The 18661-nt window shown below is 63.8% G+C and carries 19 protein-coding genes; 7 read left to right on the forward strand and 12 right to left on the reverse strand.

The annotated features are described in order from the left end of the window. Nucleotides 1-19: 19 nt before the first annotated feature. From BKG76_RS02610 to BKG76_RS02620, 3 genes are all read right to left on the reverse strand, one after another. Nucleotides 20-742 (reverse strand): DUF1906 domain-containing protein, encoded by a 723-nt coding sequence (locus tag BKG76_RS02610; protein ID WP_070935715.1) that lies wholly within the window; start codon nucleotides 740-742, stop codon nucleotides 20-22. Between the two features lie 117 nt (nucleotides 743-859). Further along, nucleotides 860-1681 (reverse strand): alpha/beta fold hydrolase, encoded by an 822-nt coding sequence (locus BKG76_RS02615; protein ID WP_070936813.1) that lies wholly within the window; start codon nucleotides 1679-1681, stop codon nucleotides 860-862. A gap of 72 nt (nucleotides 1682-1753) precedes the next feature. Then, a complete protein-coding gene (locus BKG76_RS02620) occupies nucleotides 1754-3505 on the reverse strand; it encodes an alpha/beta hydrolase (RefSeq protein ID WP_070936814.1) in 1752 nt (583 codons plus the stop codon). Between the two features lie 265 nt (nucleotides 3506-3770). On the opposite strand from BKG76_RS02620, the gene BKG76_RS02625 reads away from it, so the two are divergent. Continuing rightward, entirely contained in the window at nucleotides 3771-4511 is a 741-nt protein-coding gene (locus BKG76_RS02625) for a TetR family transcriptional regulator (RefSeq protein ID WP_070935717.1), read from the forward strand. A 7-nt stretch (nucleotides 4512-4518) separates the two neighbouring features. Here the strand turns inward: BKG76_RS02625 and BKG76_RS02630 are convergent, their stop codons facing one another. After that, on the reverse strand, nucleotides 4519-5265 hold the full coding sequence (locus BKG76_RS02630; RefSeq protein ID WP_083337888.1) for a sensor domain-containing protein: 747 nt from the start codon (nucleotides 5263-5265) through the stop codon (nucleotides 4519-4521). An 83-nt stretch (nucleotides 5266-5348) separates the two neighbouring features. Between BKG76_RS02630 and BKG76_RS02635 the strand changes: the two genes are divergently transcribed. Then, a complete protein-coding gene (locus BKG76_RS02635; protein WP_070935719.1) occupies nucleotides 5349-5804 on the forward strand; it encodes a MaoC family dehydratase in 456 nt (151 codons plus the stop codon). A gap of 45 nt (nucleotides 5805-5849) precedes the next feature. Here the strand turns inward: BKG76_RS02635 and BKG76_RS02640 are convergent, their stop codons facing one another. Genes BKG76_RS02640 through BKG76_RS02665 form a run of 6 tightly spaced genes read right to left on the reverse strand, consistent with a single transcriptional unit; the run spans nucleotide 5850 to nucleotide 11655 of the window. After that, nucleotides 5850-6647, reverse strand: a complete 798-nt coding sequence (locus BKG76_RS02640) for an ABC transporter permease (protein ID WP_070935721.1) — start codon at nucleotides 6645-6647, stop codon at nucleotides 5850-5852. Between the two features lies 1 nt (nucleotide 6648). Further along, nucleotides 6649-7542 (reverse strand): 2-aminoethylphosphonate ABC transporter permease subunit, encoded by an 894-nt coding sequence (locus BKG76_RS02645; protein WP_083337889.1) that lies wholly within the window; start codon nucleotides 7540-7542, stop codon nucleotides 6649-6651. Then, nucleotides 7539-8750 (reverse strand): ABC transporter ATP-binding protein, encoded by a 1212-nt coding sequence (locus BKG76_RS02650; RefSeq protein WP_070935723.1) that lies wholly within the window; start codon nucleotides 8748-8750, stop codon nucleotides 7539-7541. Before BKG76_RS02650 ends, BKG76_RS02645 begins: the two co-directional genes overlap by 4 nt. Before the next feature lies 1 nt (nucleotide 8751). Then, nucleotides 8752-9771: a 2-aminoethylphosphonate ABC transporter substrate-binding protein gene (locus BKG76_RS02655; RefSeq protein ID WP_070936817.1), complete on the reverse strand. Its 1020-nt coding sequence runs from the start codon at nucleotides 9769-9771 to the stop codon at nucleotides 8752-8754. A 41-nt stretch (nucleotides 9772-9812) separates the two neighbouring features. After that, entirely contained in the window at nucleotides 9813-10499 is a 687-nt protein-coding gene (locus BKG76_RS02660) for a phosphonatase-like hydrolase (RefSeq protein ID WP_070935725.1), read from the reverse strand. 28 nt (nucleotides 10500-10527) lie between these two features. Then, entirely contained in the window at nucleotides 10528-11655 is a 1128-nt protein-coding gene (locus BKG76_RS02665) for a TIGR03364 family FAD-dependent oxidoreductase (protein WP_070935727.1), read from the reverse strand. A 97-nt stretch (nucleotides 11656-11752) separates the two neighbouring features. Here BKG76_RS02665 and BKG76_RS02670 point away from each other — a divergent pair, with 97 nt between their 5' ends. The 4 genes from BKG76_RS02670 to BKG76_RS02685 are packed head-to-tail and all read left to right on the forward strand — an operon-like array spanning nucleotide 11753 to nucleotide 15003. Continuing rightward, a complete protein-coding gene (locus BKG76_RS02670; protein ID WP_070935729.1) occupies nucleotides 11753-12277 on the forward strand; it encodes an HD domain-containing protein in 525 nt (174 codons plus the stop codon). Continuing rightward, nucleotides 12267-12974, forward strand: a complete 708-nt coding sequence (locus BKG76_RS02675; protein WP_070935731.1) for a GntR family transcriptional regulator — start codon at nucleotides 12267-12269, stop codon at nucleotides 12972-12974. Before BKG76_RS02670 ends, BKG76_RS02675 begins: the two co-directional genes overlap by 11 nt. A gap of 32 nt (nucleotides 12975-13006) precedes the next feature. Next, a complete protein-coding gene (locus tag BKG76_RS02680) occupies nucleotides 13007-13576 on the forward strand; it encodes a TetR/AcrR family transcriptional regulator (protein WP_070935733.1) in 570 nt (189 codons plus the stop codon). Further along, nucleotides 13576-15003: an FAD-dependent monooxygenase gene (locus BKG76_RS02685; RefSeq protein ID WP_070935735.1), complete on the forward strand. Its 1428-nt coding sequence runs from the start codon at nucleotides 13576-13578 to the stop codon at nucleotides 15001-15003. Before BKG76_RS02680 ends, BKG76_RS02685 begins: the two co-directional genes overlap by 1 nt. Here the strand turns inward: BKG76_RS02685 and BKG76_RS02690 are convergent. Beyond that, entirely contained in the window at nucleotides 15000-17231 is a 2232-nt protein-coding gene (locus BKG76_RS02690) for a molybdopterin-dependent oxidoreductase (RefSeq protein ID WP_070935736.1), read from the reverse strand. The two genes, BKG76_RS02685 and BKG76_RS02690, sit on opposite strands and share 4 nt — an antisense overlap. Then, on the reverse strand, nucleotides 17228-17800 hold the full coding sequence (locus BKG76_RS02695) for a TetR/AcrR family transcriptional regulator (RefSeq protein WP_070935738.1): 573 nt from the start codon (nucleotides 17798-17800) through the stop codon (nucleotides 17228-17230). The genes BKG76_RS02690 and BKG76_RS02695 overlap by 4 nt, the downstream gene beginning before the upstream one ends. A 73-nt stretch (nucleotides 17801-17873) precedes the next feature. Here BKG76_RS02695 and BKG76_RS02700 point away from each other — a divergent pair, with 73 nt between their 5' ends. Continuing rightward, on the forward strand, nucleotides 17874-18659 hold the full coding sequence (locus BKG76_RS02700) for a crotonase/enoyl-CoA hydratase family protein (RefSeq protein WP_070935740.1): 786 nt from the start codon (nucleotides 17874-17876) through the stop codon (nucleotides 18657-18659). The last annotated feature ends 2 nt before the right edge of the window (nucleotides 18660-18661 follow it).

Genomic DNA, 18661 nt, shown 5'->3' on the forward strand with positions numbered 1-18661 from the left:
GCGTTCGCTGCGTCAGGCCCTAGACCCACTGCCCAAAGCTGGGCTTGAGAATGTTGTTCAGGTCTACGCCGATTCCGCCGACCTGCCGCTTGTCGATCTCGAACTGATGCAGGTGCGCCTCGGGATGCACAAAGCCCTTGGGGCTGCCCCAGTTGTGCTGCCAAAAATACGAGCACAGTCCATCCTGCAGAGCCCAGTCGATGGTCTTGGAGTTGCCGTACAGACCGGTGCGGGCATGCCCCAGCACCGACTCCCATGCCTTCAGGTACGGAGCCACCTGATTCTTGTACTGCTCGGGGGTCGGGTTGTCGTCGACCGAAACGTAGATCGGCACGTTGTAGGAACCACCGGCGGCGACGTGTAGCTGCCAACCGCGCTGCGCGTGCTTGATTCCCGCGTCGTGACCGCCGAGCCAGTCGGCGGTGTCCTGCTTGCCGTACTGATAGTTGGAGACAATCTTCAAGCCGGCCCGGTACAAATCGCGGGCCTCGGTGAGTCTGATCGGTTTACCCGCCGACAACCCGGGACTACGTGGGTCGGACACATACCGAATAGCGCCGAGGTGCCCTGCGGCCTTGATCGACTCGGGAGTGGGAATACCTCCGGCGTAGTCGACAAGTGTTCCCAGTGACTCGGCGTTCGCCCATGGGGCTGTCGCCGCAGCGGCTGCTCCGCCCAGCGCCACCGCCGCCGGCATGGCAGCTGCATATCTGAGGACATCCCGACGGGATATGGACACCACTGCTACCTCACCAGGCCGCTCCGAGCACGTGAACAACTCAGGCCTCAGATTACGACAACCACCCCAGCAAGCACGGCAGCCACGCTTGTCACATGCGACACATCGGCGCCTAGGCGCCTAAGCGTCGGCGATCCGAAACACCTCGTCGGCGATCAAACCCGGTTCGGTGAGCACCACTTGATGCCCGGATTTACGGGCCACGACATGGCGCGCCCCGAGCCGATGCGCTGTCAGCTGATGCGCGGCGTTCAGCTCCGATCGTGTCTCCTCATTGAGAAATTCCGCGCGCGCTCCCGAGATCACGGTGACCGGGATGCCGTCAAGGACAGGCGGGTTATCCCGCAGCCCGGTCATCCCCGCGACGAACCGGCGGTCCTCCTCGTCGGCGGCACGCCGGGCCCGTGATGTGAGGTCTTCGGACACCATGTCGTCGAGGACATCGCGCGGCATCCGGGGCATCATGCGGCGAACGAGATGTGGCAGCACACCCACGCGGCCCATCGCATCGAGCGCCGCGCGGTGAAGTACGCCAACGAGCCGAAAGCCGCGCGATGCCGGACGGTAGTAGGCATCGAGATTCTCGTCAGAGTGGTCGATGAGAACGACGCCCGCGATGCGCGACGGGTCGGCCACCGTAGAGGCCAGCGCGATGGTTCCGCCGTAGCTGTGGCCCACCAAGATGTACGGACCTGAACCGAGTGCCGCCAGCAGCGCATCCAGATCCTGGGTGATTCGTTCCAGCGTGCGCGGCTGGCGATCGTCATCGCTGCGCCCCAGGTTCGCACGGTCGTAGACCACCGACCGAAAACGCTGGGCGACAAGGGGTTGTACGAGGCCCCAGGCCGTTCGCGAGAAGCCCATCCCCGATTCGAAGACAACGGTCGGTTCACCGCGGCCGGCCACCATGTAGTGCAAGGCGCGCCCGTCGGCAGTGGTCACGTAGTTGCTCGACCCAAGGGTGTGGCTCACCCCCGCCACCGTACGGAATATCGGCCCCTGCCGGACGGCCCGCTATGCCCCCGAGTGCAGCAGCGGCCGCAGCCGCGCAGTCTTTTCCGGTGTCCATCCGGGTGGCTGCAGAATCGCGGCCCACGCATCGGCGACTGCCTTGACGTAGACGTGGCCATGCCCGTCGGGAACGTTGACCGCGACCGCCATATCGGCGGACACCTGCAAGAAGGTGACGAACGGTATCCACTGCATACTCGGCAGCACGTCATAGCCGCGAGGTTCGCGCAGCCAATCGGGCTTACTGAGGATCAGATCGGGATTGAACCAGGCGATGGGGTCCGAGGCGTGCTGCAGATACACGATGCGCGGACGCCCCCAGGGATCAGCGGGACGATTGAGATCCTCTGGGCGCGAGACGAATCGAACGTTCCTACCGTTGTCGTAGATGGGCAACACCTCCGGCGACCCGTCGTCACGATTATGCGTGGCCTCAAGCCACATGGAGTTGTTAAACGTAGGACCGGAGAAGAGCGCACCATCGGTGCGGGCCACGATGTTGTTCACCGATAAGAACGGCGCCTCGCCGCCGAACGATCCGAGGCTCTCCCCGAACACCACCAGCTTGGGCCGCACGGCCTCCGGCATGGCGCGGACCCGTGCCGACACGGCCTCGAACAGTGCCTGCCCCGCCTGACGCGCGTTCTCCTTGTCCACCAGGAACGAAAGCCAGCTGGGCAGAAATGAGTACTGCATGCTGACGATGGCGGTGTCGCCGTTGTACATGTATTCGAGGGCATCCGCCTCTGCTTGATTGATCCACCCGGTGCCTGTTGTGGTGGCCACCGCCACCACCTTGCGGTGCAAGCCGCCTTCGCGTTCGAGTTCTTGCGCGGCGAGCTCGGCCGTCGCCTTGATGCCATCGGCCGACTCCAAACCCGCATACGCCCTGATCGGTTCGGTCGCCGGAGCATTGTTGAACGCCGAGAGCTGCCGCGTGGTGGCACCGCCCCCGATGAAGGCCCGGCCTTGATTGCCGAGGGACGCCCAGGAGACCAACGAACCCGGACCACCCGAGCGCAGCGACGTGGTCGGTGCCGGATTGTCCGGACTCTCTTCGTTGTTCACCGCCGAGAAGGTGTTGTTCAAGAAATCCATCGCCACCCTGACGACGACACCGTTGATGAGCGCCAGCGCGAGAGCCACCACCAATGTGACGGCCACCACCGCGGACACGCGTTTGGGGGCAACACGATCGAGCTGCGCGATGAGGAACAGGATCAGCCGGCGAATCTGCTGGCCGATCTCCACCAGAACGAACAGCACGATGATCGACATCACTGCCGTCTGCGGATGTGCCCAGAAACTCAGTCTGGGCACGCCCATCAGGTCGCGTACACGGTCCTGCCAGAAGTGGAACCAGACGATCATCAGGACGGTGCCGATGAGTCCGATCACGATGAGAATCCGCCACGCGAACGGCGGCGCCTTCGGACTCGAGTCCTTCGACCGCATGTAACGCACCAGCCATACCGCCAGCACGCCTAGCCCGTACCCGATCGCACCCGAGCCCCCGCTCACCAATGCCTGGAACAGCGGGCCGCGCGGAAGCAGCGACGGGGTCATCGACAACCAGAGGAAGACCAGGCCGACCGCGGTACCCGTGAACGTGTACTGCCTCACCCACCACGCGGCCCTTGGGGGCTTCGACGCTACGGCTGAGCCGGCTCCTGACTCCTTGTCCTGGTCGTTGTCGATATCCCTGTCAATCGCCATTGCCACACCCTTCTTGATGCCGCCAGCCCGGAAGTCAATGGTGCCCGCACGTCGGCGCACCGCACAGGGGTATTACCAGATCAGCAAGACAGGTCCGACGGCAAGACGGCGGCGCCACCAAGCGCGACAATCCCGTTGCGCAAATCCCCGGAAGCAGCCCTGCTGCAGCAGCGCAGCGAACTGGCGACGACAGGGAGCCGACCGTACTGCCACGTTTCTGCGGTATCCTGCCAACTTGCTATCAGGGCCTTCAAAGGTAGGACGGGGACAGAGCTACGCAACGGGGGCACGACGAGGATTACACATGCGACATGCCGGTGTCGGCCGCGAGGCCACGACGACCAGCGCACAAAGCCCCAAGCGGGAACGGCGACGCCGCGGCTCCATATCGGCCGAGGACATCATCGCCGGAGCATTCGAGCTCGCCGAGGAAATTGGGATATGTGGGCTGAGCATGCCGCTGCTAGCGAAGCATCTCGACGTCGGCGTCACCAGTATCTACTGGTACTTCCGCAAAAAGGGTGAGCTGCTCGACGCGATGACGGACCGCGCGACCAAGCAGTATCACTTCGCCGCACCGTTCATTGGCGACGAAACTTGGCAGGACGCCTTGCGCGGCCACACCCACCGGATGCGTCAAGCGTTTCGCGAGCGCCCAGTACTGGTCGAGCTCATCCTGATGCGCACCAGTGAGCTCAGCAATGAAGCCCTGCAGGCGAGCATTCAGAACCTGGAGTCACTTGTCCGGACCCTGATCGGCGTCGGCTTTAGCCCGGACAACGCCCTGGACGTGTACTTCGCGCTGTCCTTACATATCCGAGGTGTCGTGGTGCTAGAACACATGGACACCGTCATGCCCGCGTCCGGTAAGGCGCGCAATCTGGTGCCGAACGCCACCCTCGCCCCCACCCTGCACGAGCTGGCGGTCCGCGGTCATTCCATCGCGACGATCTCCGATGCCAATTTCGATTTCACTGTCGAGGCCATCATCGAACGGGCCGAAAACCTGCTCGCCCAGGACATCGCGGCCCGCGAAGCGTCCTGACTGGGGCTCAGGCCTTGGAGTTCAGCAGCTCGTCGATCTTCTGAAGTCGCTGATTCGACAGCGCTTGGTTGTCGATGGATCGATCCGGCGAACAGGTGACGAGCTGCGAGATCACGTTCGCCTTGGCGATCACGGTGAAGTCGCAAACCCATTGATCACCAGCAAGATTCGTAGACCATCGCACCATGTCCGGAGAGCTCGGAGTCACCGGGCCCGGCGTGACCAGGTTACGTTTCTGGTCATCGCCCCAGGCAGCGACCGAACGCTGGCATTTGGACACTGTCGTGCGGACCGAGTCCAAGAACTTCGTCGCCTGGAAATCACCCGGGTATGTGGCCGAGACCTCGAGAAGTTGGTGCTGGTTGGGATATTGGTTGTCGGTCTGGGTTCGCGCCTCACGCCCGGTGTAGTTCGTGGGAAAGAGCGGATGGCGGCCGTACCCGACGACCCCCTGACACTCCGCGGGATCGGCACCGATCCACAGCACCGATTGCATGTCGGTTTCGAACAGCGGCTTACCCGGCGTGACGGTCAACGACAGGGCCGGCGTCAGGAGTTGATCCAGCTGAGCAGGTTGAATCGGCCCCGCCGAGCCGGCTCCCCTTTCCGCTGTCGCCTCTCCGTCGACCCCCTGTTGGCAGCCGGTCGCCGCGAGCAGCAACACGAAGACGAGCGGTACGGACCACCTCATATCGGCAAACTTTACCCGCATCCAGCGCTCGCTTGGATTTCCGCATTGTCCCGTGGCGGGCATGCGATCTCGGGTAAGAAGAGTCCAGCCGATGTGACGAGTCGGTAATGCGATCAGGCACCACGACCCGAAGAGGAGCGCGCGGTATGTCCACCAAGCTGGCGACACCACAGGAGCTGCTGTCCCTGGGCAGAGTCGAATTGGGTACCAGCAGTTGGGTTCAGATCACCCAGGAACAGGTCAACGAGTTCGCAGACGCGACGGGTGACCGGCAGTGGATTCACATCGACACCGAGCGTGCCAAATCCGGCCCGTTCGGGGGGACCATCGTGCATGGATACCTCACACTCGCGCTTGCCCCGGCGTTCCTGGACGAGGTTCTGGAGATTGCGTCATACGACGCGGTGCTCAACTACGGAGTGAACAAGGTGCGATTCCCCGCACCACTGCATGTGGGCGCGAGAGTTCGCGGGCACGTCACCCTGCTGTCGGCCAAGCTGCGCGACAAGGGCACCGTCGAGGCGACGTACGGAATCAAGTACGAGATCGAGGGCAAGGATCGGCCGCCCTGCGCCGCCGAAAGCGTTTACCTGTACCAGTAGAAGTCACACCGTATCGCGTGTCGTACGCGTCGGAGACGATGCTGTCTATCGAAGTGCCGCTTTCCCGCGAACCCTGCCCACCAGGAGTAGCGCGAGCAGTGTGACCAGAAGCAGCAGTGTCGTCGATGCCGCGGCCGAAAACACTTGCCCACGGTCCGAGAGGCCGAAAATGGTCACCGGCAGGGTTCGCCAGGTGGCCGGGTACACCATCACCGTCGCCCCCAACTCGCCCATTGACAGGGCGATGGCCAGCCCTGCCGCCGCACCCAACGACGGCATCAGCAGCGGCAGTGTCACGGTCCTCAGAACTCGCGCCGACCCGGCCCCCAACGACTCCGCCACGTGACGGTAGGCCGGGTCGAGACGCTCCAGCGCTGCCGAAACCGAACTGAATGCGAAGGCCAGTACCAGCGCGGTATGGGCAACGATCACAATCCATTTCGTTCCGCCGAGCAAGAAGGGACGTTCGTTGAAGGCGGTCAACAGCCCTAGGCCGATTGCCACAGAAGGGATCGCGATCGGTAGATGGAAGACGGCGTCCACGGTTCGCCGAAGCCATGAGGGCACTTCGCGCACGCTGAGTGCGGCCCAGGTACCGAGTATCAATGCAAGGCCACTCGAAATGATCGCGGTCTGTAGGCTGACCGCCAAACTTGCGAGATCATCTCCACCCAAGGCTTTTTCGAATCGGCCAAGGCCGAGTTGCGACGGCATGGGGCCCGTCCACTCGCCGGCGAATCCGGCGAGTATCACGGTGGCAATCGGCGCGACGAAAATCACCGTGACGGCGACCGCGAAGACCGTCCACAGGATGTATCTGCTCCGCCTGTTCCACAGCAGCACGTCAGAACCCCTTCGGGTGGGTGGCCGCTCGCTCGGACAGCATGCGCGAGAAGATGATCCGGTAAAGGCCGTATAGCGCGAGCGAGAGCACCACCTGAATGGTCGCGAGGACGGCAGCCCCGGGCAGATCGAAGGTGACAATTCCCCGGGTATAGATCAGCACGGGCAGGGTCACGACCTCTTTTGCGCCAGTGAACAGCACGATGCCGAATTCGTTGAGCGCCAGCAGCAGCACCAGGCTGCCGCCGGCCATCAGCGCCGGCCAGGCCTCCGGCATCACCACCTTGCCCAATACTCGCCACGGCGAGGCTCCCAGGCTGGCCGCGACATCGAGTTGTTCGCGCGGGACTGTCGCGAACGCGGCCAGCAAGGGTCGCACCACAAACGGGGTGAAGAAGGTGATCTCGGCCAGCACCACTCCGGTGGGGCTGGACAGAAATCCAAGCGGTCGCGAGCCTCCCGAGATGGTCGCGATCACCGCGTTGACCGCGCCGGCAGTGCCATATAAGAACGTGAACGCGAGGGTGATCAGAAAGGAAGGAAGCGCCAGGACTGTGTCGATAAGCCGGCCTACCAATTCAGATCCGGGAAACGGCACGAATGACAACACAATGGCGATGAATGTGCCCAGCACCAAAGCGCCTACGGTGGTGAGGACAGCGATCTGCGCAGTTGCCAGCAGGGCACGCTGAAACATCGTGGATTCCAATACCGCGGTCCAGGTGCTGTTCCCCTTTCCTTCAACGGAATTCGACAGCACGCGCACCAGCGGGTAGACGACGATGACGAGCACCACCAGAAGCGGTGGCAGTGCCCACAGCATGGGTGCGGTAGCCCGCGGATCCTGTCGTGGTTGTGCATCGAACGGATCAGCGCGCTCAAGAATCGCGGTCATCGCGGCTGCCCCGGAACCGTGACGAGCACTCCGGCCGGCTCCGGAAATTTCACGCCTACCCACGAATCCGGTGGGAAGTCGCCGCGTCCCGGCATGTCCGCATCGATCAACTGGTCGGGAAAGCCGTCTATCGCCAGCGACAACCTGGTCGATGCCCCGCGCCACACCTGTGTGGCCACCCGTGCGCGCAACGCACCCGGCTCTGTCGCGGCGACCACAGAGAGCGCGTGCGGACGCACGCATATCAACGCATTCGCGCCGGGCGCCCAGGGATCCCGGCCGATTTCGGGCTTCGGCGCCACGACGCTGAGCATCTTGTCTCCCACCGAAACCAGCGCGGACTCGCCCGACACCCGCCCTATCGTGCACGGGATCAAATTGGCGCCGCCCAGGAAGCCCGCGGTGAAATCGGAGGGCGGCCGTGCCCAAAGGTTCTGAGCCGTATCAACATCAACAAGCTCCGCGTTACGCATGACGGCGATCCGGTCGGCCAACGCCAGTGCCTCGCTCTGGTCGTGGGTCACGTAAAGCATGGCGGTATCCGACAGGGTCTGCTGCAACTGCTGCAGCTCGGCAATCATCGATTGACGCAGCTGAGCATCCAACGCGGCGAGGGGTTCGTCCAGAAGCAGCACCCGGGGCCGGATGGCCAGGGCGCGTGCGATGGCTACACGTTGCTGCTGGCCGCCGGACAATTCGCGCGGATAGCGGTCGGCGTACGCGGACATGCTCACCATCGCCAGCGCCTCCTCGACGCGCGCCGCAACACGGTCAGACTTCGTTCCGCGAGCCCGCAGCCCGAACGCAACGTTGTCGCGCACCCGCATGTGGGGAAACAGCGCATAGGACTGCACCACCACCCCGATTCCCCGTTTGGCCGGAGGTAGATCTGTGACATCGCGTCCGTCCAACCGAACCGTGCCGAAGGAAGGGCGCACGAACCCGGCGAGTGCCTTGAGCGCGGTGGACTTTCCTGATCCGCTGGGCCCCAGCAGCGCGACCGTCTCACCGCGGGCGATACGCAGGTTGAAGTTTCGCAGTGCGTCCGATCTGTTCTTACCGCGGCCGTAGGAGACTGTCACGTGGTCGAAGGTGATGGCGGGCGCAGGCGTCTGGGCCCGTCCGGGCTGTGCTGATTCGGTGGGACTACCCGCGAGAACGTCGCCGACAAGCCGCTTGGGCGAGGCGAATTCGGCACTGCTGTCCATGTCAGCTCCCTGTTGCTTTCTGGTAGGCGATCAATGACGCATCAAGGGTGTCGACCACCTGGTCCCAATCCGGATGCCAGATGTTCACTCCCTCCAGCACTTTCGCCGGTGTGTTGGGGCCCGCTTCGGGTTTCACGTCGGGGCGCACCGGCATGCCCAGCGCTTCGCGCGACACTGTCTGCTGCACGGGTACAGACAGCAGGTAGTTCAGCAGTTGCTTCGCGTTCTCTACATGCGGTGCGCCGTTGGTGACTCCGGCGACATACGGCAGGGAGACCGTGGAACGGACGCTGTCTGTGGTCGCGGGAATGAACACCGAGAAATTGGAGTGGTCTTCACGGATCGAGGCAAGGTTCATCTGAACATCCCCGTTGGCCACCCATAGTTCGGCATTGCTGACCTTCGGCTGAAGCTTGCCGGTGGAGCTGGACGGTCCCACGTTGTTGCGCTGCAGCTTGCCCAGGTAGTCAAGGGCGCCCTGATCGCCCATGAGGTGCTGAAGAAGAACCAGCATGGCGGTTCCGTCACCCGCCTGCCCCGGCGTCGAATACTGGAGCTTGCCCTTGAATCGGGGATCAAGGAAGTCGTCCCAGCGCGCATCACGCAGCGCCGCTGCGGGGTTGGCGATGAAGGTGAGGTAGTTGTCGACAACGGCGACGTATCTGCCGTCCTTGTCCCGATTGTTCTCGGCGACCGCGGAGAAGTCGACCCCGGCGCCAACGAGTAGTCCACTGCCCGCGGCCTTTTGGATGAAGGGCGGCAGCGTCACCAACAGATCGGCCTGCGGATTGGCCTTCTCCTTGGCCACCCGGGACACCACCTCGGCGGAACCTGCCTCCACGAGATTCACCGAAATTCCCGTGTTGTGGGTGAACTCCCCGAATCGGGCCTTGTACCACTGCCCCAGCCCGTCCGCGCTGTAGACGGTGACAGATCTGGGGCCGGTTGCACCGCCCGTACCGCCGCACCCGCTCACGGCGACAGCAAGCATGAGGACCGACGCCCACACCAGTGCCCGCATCCGTGTCCGTATTCGCGGAAGGTCCTTCACGCCTGCTTCTTTCAGATCCGACGCAAGACGATGTCGGCGAACTCGCCAACCGAACGCACGATGTGTGTCGGCTGTGCAGTACTGAGCTGGGCCGCATCATGCGCACCCGTAAGCGTCCCGGCCACGATCTGTGCCCCCGCGCGACGGCCGGCCAACACATCGCTCGCGGTGTCGCCGAGCACCGCGACCTCGCGAACATCGTTGACTTCCAGGCGAAGCACAGCTGTCAACACCAGGTCGGGGAATGGCCTTCCCCGACCTGCTTCTGACGGAGCCAGCGTCAGGTCCGCGATCTCGGTCCACCCGAGCGCCGCCAACAGCTTTTCCTTGGTCGAGGCGCTGAAGCCCGTTGTCAGCGCGACCTTGACACCCGCACCCCGCAGCGCCGAAATCGCCTCCACGGCACCGTCGATCGGGTGGGCATTGCCGTCGCCGATCAGCGCATCGTAGGCATCCTCAAAGGTCCGGTTTGCGTGCTGTGCCCTGTCTTCGTCACCGAGTAGGTGACGGAACACCACGATCTTGGATTGCCCCATGGTGTCGATGACGTATTGGCGAGCGCGATCCCTTTCGGGACCGGACTCCTCGATACCGCCGGCGGTAGCGGCAGTCTCGAATGCCTGCAGCACCAACCCGCCGTCGGCCACCGTGGTACCGGCCATGTCGAGTACGGCAAGTCGAATAGGAATGTCGGACATTGTTTTTCCTTCCTCAAGGTCGTCTGGGCTAGAGATTCATCAGGTCGGCGCTGTCCGCGCCGATGGCGGGACCGAGCGTCATTCCGCGGCCACCCGGACCGGTCACCACCCAGACCCCCGGCGCCGCCTGATTCCGGTAGACGATCTGGTTCAGATCTGTGCACTGGGAGTAGACGCCCGCCCAACGCCGCACGACCGGCGGGAGCTTGCGGCCCAACAGTTCCTCGGTGGTGTTGATGAGGTGACGGTAGGGAGCCTCGTCAACATCGAACGCGAACGGTTCGGCGTATTCATGGGTGTCACCGATGGTGAGCCCGCCGTGTAGCCGTTGCACGCAGAGCAGCTGCATCTTGTGCTCGGCCGCGGTGGGCTCCTGCAGTTGCGCGGCGTTGAGCGCGTCAAGCGCCTTACCCGCGAATGCCGGGTAGTACCGCAGGCTGTCACCATCCGCGACCGCCGTGGTCAGTTCCTCGCCGAGCGGGGCAGTCTGCATCATCTGCAGCCGTACCCGGCGAACCGGGAACTCGCCCAGCAGCTCTCGCGTCAGTCCGCCGTGGGTCGCCCCGGCACACACCACAACCGCGTCTGCGCGATGCATCTCGCCGTCGTCGGTGCGGACGCGGACTCCGTCGGACGTGGTGTCGATGCCACGGGCCTCTCGGCCGGCCCAGAATGAATAGCGGCCGGTTGCCTTCAGATGCAGCCGCATGGCGGGCAGAGCCACCCGCGATTCCACCGCCGCATCACGCGCGCAATGGAGCCCGGCAAGGAACTTGCCCCGCAATGCGGGGTTGTGCCGTTGCACTGCCTCGGATTCGAGCAAGGTGAACCCCCGCTCGTCCGCGTCACGGCGGGCCATAACCTCTTCGGCGACCGCCACCTCCTCGGGAGTACGCAACAGCGTGACCGATCCCACCGCGCGAAAACCAATACCCGGAACCAATTTCGCGATCTTCTGCCACAGGTCGCGGGACCGCTGCGCGACCTCGAGTTCCCCGACCGATCTACCTGAAACCCACACCAGACCGAAATTCCGGACGGTCGCCCCGCGCGCTTCGGCCTCACGCTCCAGCTGCACCACATGGTGTCCGCGTTCGATCGCCGCCCATGCATGAGCCGTCCCCAGAATTCCGCCACCAATCACAATCACTCGCACGCAGCCAGCGTGCCCCATTGGTCTAGACCAATCAATAACGCGCGATCAAACGCCGGATGAACAATTGGTATAGACCAATTTGGCGTACGCTCCGTGTGTGGACGCCGTCGACGAACTCGAAGCGATACTGATATCGCTGGATGGGATATGGGACGAGGAAGCCGTTGACGAACTTGCTCATGCCCTGCAAGCCGGATACCTCGCCCGTGCCGACCACGCCGACGACGAGCTCGTGCTCGCATCGGTTCTGCACGACATCGGGCGCAGTCCACTCCTCGGCCCCGCCCAGGACCATCGACACGACGCCGTCGCACGCCACTGGCTGGCCCCCCGTTTCGGAGAGCGAGTCGGATGGCTCGCGGGCTCGCACGTGGCAGCCAAGCGATACCTGGTCCTGACAGATCCCGACTACGCGACCCGGTTGTCCGCTACGTCGATCGCCTCACTTGCCCACCAGGGCGGAGCCGGTCTGGACAGCCGTTGGACCGACCACCCATGGTGGCCGGATGCACTGCGGCTGCGCCTGTTTGACGACGGAGCGAAAGTTCCAGGAGCCGACGCTCTTTCCATCGCCGACGTACTCGCACTGGCCCGAAAGGTGGTAGCGCGGCATGACCGCTGACCTGCGACTCCCCAAGCACTATCGGGTCCGTACCGAGCTGGACCACATCCTCTCGACTCTGAATGAGGGCGATTCGGTTCCGCCCGAGCGCGACCTTGCCGAGCGGTTCGAGGTGTCGCGGGAAACCGTGCGACAGGCACTACACGAGCTACTGGTGGAAGGCCGCATCGAGCGACGCGGAAGAGGAACCGTGGTCTCCGCACCAAAGCTGGTGCAACCATTGTCGTTACGTTCGTACACCGAGGGCGCACAAAGCCAGGGCCGCACCCCTGGGCGACTGCTGGTCACCTGGGAGGACGTCACCGGCGATGCCGAACTATGCCGAGACCTCGGCGTCCGAAACGGGTCGGCGGTGATGCACCTGGAGCGCGTCCTACTGGCCGACGGTGCCAAGCTCGGCCTGGAGAGCACATATCTGACCAAATCCCGGTTTGGCGCGTTGCGCGACACCTTCGATCCCGGCACCTCGCTGTACGCGGCGATTAGTGCGTTGGGAGTTCAATTCGGCAGTGCCATCGAACGTATCGAAACCGTGCTCGCCTCGCCACGGGAGGCATCACTACTGGATACTTCGACCGCCATGCCCATGCTGCTCATGCATCGACGCACGCTCGATACCGAGGGGCAACCGATCGAACGCGTTCGCTCCCTGTTCCGTGGGGACCGCGTGGCGTTTGAGGCGGTATTACGGGAGTGACAGTAAGTGTACGTTATGCGTACACTTAGGGCATGGTTCCCCGCGGAGAAGCGCGCAGCGCAGCAATACTCGACGCCGCACTGCAGGTGCTGATACGCGACGGATATGACCGCTTTTCCATGGATTCTGTTGCGGCACAAGCCCATGCCAGCAAGACCACGATCTATCGCCGATGGAGCAATAAGGCCGAGCTGGTCAAGGCGACACTGGACGCCCACGATGCGAGCTTCAACGAGGAGATTCCCAGCACCGGAGGACTACGCACGGACCTCGTTGCGACGCTGAACATGCTGCGCCGCAAGGCCCAGGCGGTGCCGCCAAGCCTGTACGCGGATCTGATTCGCGCGATGGCACACGACACAGAGCTGGCGGACGCCATCAGCCGGCACCTCGCCGACCCGGGACTCTCTCCCTTCGATGCTCCACTCTCGCTAGCGGTCTCGCGCGGTGAGGTGTCTGCCGATATTGACCGCGAGCTCATCCACGACGTCGCCGAAGCGATGCTTACCCGCCGGATGACCTTGGGCCAACCTCTTGACGATGCGTTTGTCGACCGACTCGTCGATGATGTCTTACTCGTCCTCATCCGGGACACGCCCTGATGACCGTGGTGATCGTGGGCGCGGGACCCACCGGTTTGACGCTAGCGTGCGAATTGTCGCGGCGCGGCATCCCGTGCCGGGTGCTCGACAAGGCGCCCGGCCTGTTCCCCGGTTCGCGCGGGAAGGGATTGTCCCCACGCACCCAGGAGGTGCTCGACGATCTGGGTGTCGCGGATGCGATCAGGAGCGGAGGTATGGCCATGCCGTCCTTTCGCATCTATGCGGGGCACGAGATAGTCGCCGAGCGCACACTTCTGGAGATGCTGGGTACCGCTATCCCGTCGGGACCAGGTGTTCCCTACCCGGGATTTTGGCTGGTACCGCAGTGGCGTACCGACGAGATCTTGCTGGGCCGGCTCCGTGAACTGGGTGGTGACGTGGAGTTCGGCTGTGAAGTCACCGGTTTCACACAGGACGCGCACGGAGTGACCGTCACGCTGTCCCGTGGCGGGACAGTCGAGCCCATCCGCGCCTCGTATCTTGTCGGCAGCGACGGCGGGCGCAGCACGATCCGCAAGGCTCTCGGCGTGGGTTTCGCCGGAGAGACCTTCGAGAGCGAACGCACGTTGATCGGCGATGTCCGCGCGGACGGTTTGGAAGGTACGTTCTGCCACGTTCTGACACGTGGTGGCCACGTGTCGGAACGCTTTTCGCTCTGGAACTTGCCGGGCAGTGACCACTACCAGTTTGTCGCGAACATGGCCACCGAGGACGTTCCTCCGCTGACCCTCGACGCGATTCAGAAACTACTCGTCGAGCGCTCCGGTCGTGAAGACATCGTGCTGCGAGATCTGAGGTGGATCTCGCTGTATCGGGTGAACGCACGGATGGTGGAGAGATTTCGGGTGGGCCGAGTGATACTGGCCGGCGACGCCGCCCACGTGCATTCCTCCGCGGGTGGGCAAGGGCTGAACACCAGCGTCCAAGACGCCTACAACGTGGGCTGGAAGCTGGCGGCGGTCATCTCGGGCGCCCCCGAGGCACTGCTGGACACCTATGAAGAGGAACGCATGCCCGTCGCCGCTTCGGTACTCGGGTTGAGCACCGATCTGCATCACCGTAACTTCGCGCCCTCGAACGATCCTGCCCCACAACTACATCAGATGGACATCAGCTATCGCGGGGGTTCGTTGGCCGTGGACGATCGTCTCGCTCGCGACGAGCTCCAGGCTGGCGACCGAGCGCCCGATGCCATGGCGCAAGGGGGTGTGCGCCTGTTTGATGTGTTGCGGGGCACGCACTTCACCCTGTTGACCTTCAGTGACCGAAGCCCCGCCATCGCCGGTGTACGCATCCAGCAGATGGCGCCATCACCCGACTACGACGTCGCGGAATCGACACTGGTACTGGTACGTCCGGACGGGTACATCGGCGTCATGACCGAGTCCGAGAGTACGGTCCGCGAGTACCTCGCCCACGTGTGTTAGACGGCGGCGGTCAGTGTTTCCAAACGCGCGGGGACGTGCTTATGCCAAGGCGTTCCGGCGTATTCGTCACGCCAGGCCGATGACGTGAGCGCATTCGGCGCCACGCCAGGTGTGTGCGTTTGCCCGGCCTCGTCGGTGTAATCGAGGCCGAACCCATTGGGCAAGGAGGCATGGCCGGGCTGCATCATGTCGCTGATCTCGACGGTGGCCTCGGCCGCACCGGCGGCCGTCGAGATGCGGACCCGGTCGCCGTCGGAGATACCGAGCTGTTGTGCATCCTCCACGCTGATCCGCAATGCGCCCTGCTGATCGCGCTTGCGCCACGAGGGATTGCGCAGGATGTCGTTTGCGGTGTACGCCCGCCGTTCTCCCGCGGACAGCACTATCGGAAACTCCGGTGTCGTGAGCTGTGCCGGTCGGGATGCCAGTCCTCTTATCTCGTTCAGCATTTCGGGGATGGCAAGGGCTATCTTGCGGTCCGCATGCGTGATGAGGGCGAAGTCGTCCTCGTAGTCGTGGACGGTGAAGGTCACGCCGGATGGGCTGTTCAGGATGGCATCGAACAGCGCGTTGCCGTCGGGATGCCCCGCCCGCGCCACCGCCTGCGGATAGGTCATCATCGCCTTCTGCGCCAGGCCCCACAGCGCGGCGGCACCCTCCAGCCCCTTGGGAAGCGTCGGACCGAGGGTCTCGTACAGGACATAGGGAGCCAGCGCGCCAAGTACCGGATTGGCAAGCACCACGAAGAACGCCTGCAGGTAGGCATCCCGCCCCTGTGCGGCGGCTTCGCGCAGCGGCTGCAGATCCCTATCGTCAACCACCTGCAGCGCCCGGACCAATCGCGCCCAGATCTCGGGCTCGGGCAGGGTTCCGGGCTCGGGTTCGAACAGCGGGTGCCGCAGCTGAAAGGTGTTGTGCGGGAATTCAAGATTGAAGAAGGTGGCCTCCACCTTCTCGAACTGGGTAGCGGCAGGCAACACATAGTGCGCAAGCCGCGCGGTCTCCGTCATCGCCACGTCGACGACCACGAGCAGCTCCAGGGCTCCGAACGCCTCCTTGCATCGCGCCGAATCAGCGAGGGAATGCGCGGGATTGCTGCTCTCGACGATCATCGCGCGGAAGCGATCCGGATGATCGGTGAGGATTTCCTCAGGAATGACATTGGAAGGCACCAGGCCGCCGATGATGCGCGCTCCGGTCACCGGGGTACTGCCGAAAAACCCACCCATGAGCGGCGCCATCCACGAATGCAGATGCTGTCCACCGCGCTTGGCAAAGCTCCCGGTGAGAATCCAGAGCATTTTGTTCAGGTAGGAGCTCAGGGTGCTGTTGGGAGCCTGTTGAATTCCCAGATCTTCGAAAACCGCCACGCTCTCGGCGGCGGCAATCCGGCGGGCAGCCCGCCGAATGAGATCTTCTTCGACACCGCAGCGTTGTGCGTAGTCCGCGATCGGCACCGTGCGCAGCACATCCCGGACTTCCGCGGAGCCGGTGACATGCTCGGCGAGAAAGGCTTCATCGCACAGGTTCTCCTGCTCCAGCACCGCCGCCAGGGCGGCAAGACACCATGCGTCGGCGCCGGGGCGCACCCGCAGATGAAAGTCGGCCATCTTGGCCGTATCGGTGATCACCGGGTCGATGACGATCATCGAGCGCTGCGGATCCTTGGCGATCTCGTTGAGCACCACTCGAGCTCGCGGAAAGCTCTGCGACATCCACGGGTTCTTGCCGACAAAGACCGACACCTCGGCATGCTCGAACTCGCCGCGGGTATGCCCGCCGTACAGATTCTTGTCGATCCAGGCCTCCCCCGTCTTCTCCTGCGCCAACGCGTTGGAACGGTACTTAGACCCGATGGCCTTCAGGAACGCGCCGCTGTAGGCGCCACCGAGGTGATTGCCCTGACCGCCCCCGCCGTAATAGAAGATCTTGTCTCCGCCATAGCTGTCGCGGATGTGTTTGAAACCCTCGGCAATCTCCACGATCGCCGTGTCCCAATCGATTTCCTCATAGCTGCCGTCCGCACGGCGCCGCATGGGCGACGTCAGTCGGTTCGCATTGTTCTGGTAGTGATCCAGACGCAGTGCCTTGTTACACGTATAGCCCTTGCTTCCCGGATGCTCCTTGTCGCCGCGGATTTTCGCGAGTGTGCGCCCCTCCGTCTGCACAACGATGCCGCAGTTGCATTCACACAATATGCACGCGGTGGGCAACCATTCAGCGGTCACCGTCCGGCCTCCTCGATAAGTGTGCGTAACTGCTTGTGCACCACATCGATTGGTGTGATGTCGTGAGTTGATCGCGCGATGATGATGGCCCCCTCCAGGGAGGTCGTCATCAGCATCGCCAGCTCGTCGGCACGTGCACGGGCCACACCGGCGGCAACCAGTTTGTCGGCGATCAGGTTGATCCAGCGCCGGAACACGGCCGCCGAATGCTCGATGAGCTTCTGATTACTGGCAGGGCTCTCCGGATCGCCGGCCTCGACAGCGACCGCCACCACCGGGCATCCCGCCCGAAAGTCGCTCCGCACCAGTTGCTTGCGGTAGGACGTGACCAGAGAGTCGAGGGCATCCATCGCCGAGGGTTTGGCATCGATCATCCCGGCGATGTACTCGCCCGCCAGATCCACTGCCTCACCAAGCAATTGAGTACGGCCACCCGGGAAATAGTGGTATGCCGAGCCACGGGGTGCGCCGCTGTGTTCGAGAACGTCGGAAATCGCCGTCGCGTGGGCACCGCGCTCGCGGATCAACAGGGCGGCCGAGGCCACCATTCGTTCACGCGGGGTGCTCAATCGTCGTCCTTCCCGAGGAATTCCTTGCTATGTATGATGCTCTACATAATCCGCCACCGACCCGGAGAAGTCAATGTCTGACTACGAAACCCTGAGCATTCGCCGCGACCGATATGTCCTGGTAATCGGCCTGAATCGGCCCGCCAAGCGCAATGCTTTCGACAAGACCATGCTCCAGGAGCTCGCGCTGGCCCTGGGCGAGTTCGACGCCGATGCCGAGTTACGGGCCGCGGTGCTGTACGGCGAGGGTCCGATGTTCACCTCGGGGCTGGACCTTGCCAGCGTGGCCGCCGAGATTCAGGGCGGCGCATCGCTGACGCCCGAGGGCGGAATCAATCCGTGGCAGGTCGACGGACGGCAACTTTCCAAGCCGCTGATCGTCGCCGTACACGGCAAGGTGCTGACTCTCGGCATCGAGCTGGCGCTGGCCGGCGATATCGTGATCGCCGATGAGACGGCGACATTCGCGCAGCTCGAAATCAGCCGTGGCATATATCCGTTCGGGGGCGCCACCATCCGCTTCCCCCGCACCACCGGTTGGGGCAACGCCATGCGGTGGATGCTGACGGCCGACACCTTCGACGCCGCCGAGGCTCATCGCATCGGGATCGTGCAGGAGATCGTGCCGGCCGGTGAGCACGTCGACAAGGCGATCGCCATCGCTCAGACCATCGCCCGTCAGGCACCACTGGGTGTGCGGGCCACGCTGCGCAACGCCAGACTGGCTGTGCGCGAGGGTGATGCCGCCGCTGAGGAACAGTTGGTCCCCACGGTCCGCGAGCTGTTCGCCACCGAGGACGCCGCGCTCGGTGTGCAGGCATTCCTGTCCCGCACCACCGCCGAGTTCCTCGGTAGGTAGCG

Origin of the sequence: Mycobacteroides franklinii (genome assembly GCF_001853795.1) — a bacterium.
Classification (GTDB): Bacteria; Actinomycetota; Actinomycetes; order Mycobacteriales; family Mycobacteriaceae; genus Mycobacterium; species Mycobacterium franklinii.

Excerpts from the sequence above, each read along its gene's own strand:
- BKG76_RS02625 (WP_070935717.1), top strand. The coding sequence starts at position 3,771 with ATGCGACATGCCGGTGTCGGCCGCGAGGCCACGACGACCAGCGCACAA.
- BKG76_RS02630 (WP_083337888.1), bottom strand. The coding sequence starts at position 5,265 with ATGCCCGCCACGGGACAATGCGGAAATCCAAGCGAGCGCTGGATGCGG.
- BKG76_RS02635 (WP_070935719.1), top strand. The coding sequence starts at position 5,349 with ATGTCCACCAAGCTGGCGACACCACAGGAGCTGCTGTCCCTGGGCAGA.
- BKG76_RS02645 (WP_083337889.1), bottom strand. The coding sequence starts at position 7,542 with ATGACCGCGATTCTTGAGCGCGCTGATCCGTTCGATGCACAACCACGA.
- BKG76_RS02650 (WP_070935723.1), bottom strand. The coding sequence starts at position 8,750 with ATGGACAGCAGTGCCGAATTCGCCTCGCCCAAGCGGCTTGTCGGCGAC.
- BKG76_RS02655 (WP_070936817.1), bottom strand. The coding sequence starts at position 9,771 with ATGCGGGCACTGGTGTGGGCGTCGGTCCTCATGCTTGCTGTCGCCGTG.
- BKG76_RS02660 (WP_070935725.1), bottom strand. The coding sequence starts at position 10,499 with ATGTCCGACATTCCTATTCGACTTGCCGTACTCGACATGGCCGGTACC.
- BKG76_RS02675 (WP_070935731.1), top strand. The coding sequence starts at position 12,267 with ATGACCGCTGACCTGCGACTCCCCAAGCACTATCGGGTCCGTACCGAG.
- BKG76_RS02680 (WP_070935733.1), top strand. The coding sequence starts at position 13,007 with ATGGTTCCCCGCGGAGAAGCGCGCAGCGCAGCAATACTCGACGCCGCA.
- BKG76_RS02685 (WP_070935735.1), top strand. The coding sequence starts at position 13,576 with ATGACCGTGGTGATCGTGGGCGCGGGACCCACCGGTTTGACGCTAGCG.
- BKG76_RS02700 (WP_070935740.1), top strand. The coding sequence starts at position 17,874 with ATGTCTGACTACGAAACCCTGAGCATTCGCCGCGACCGATATGTCCTG.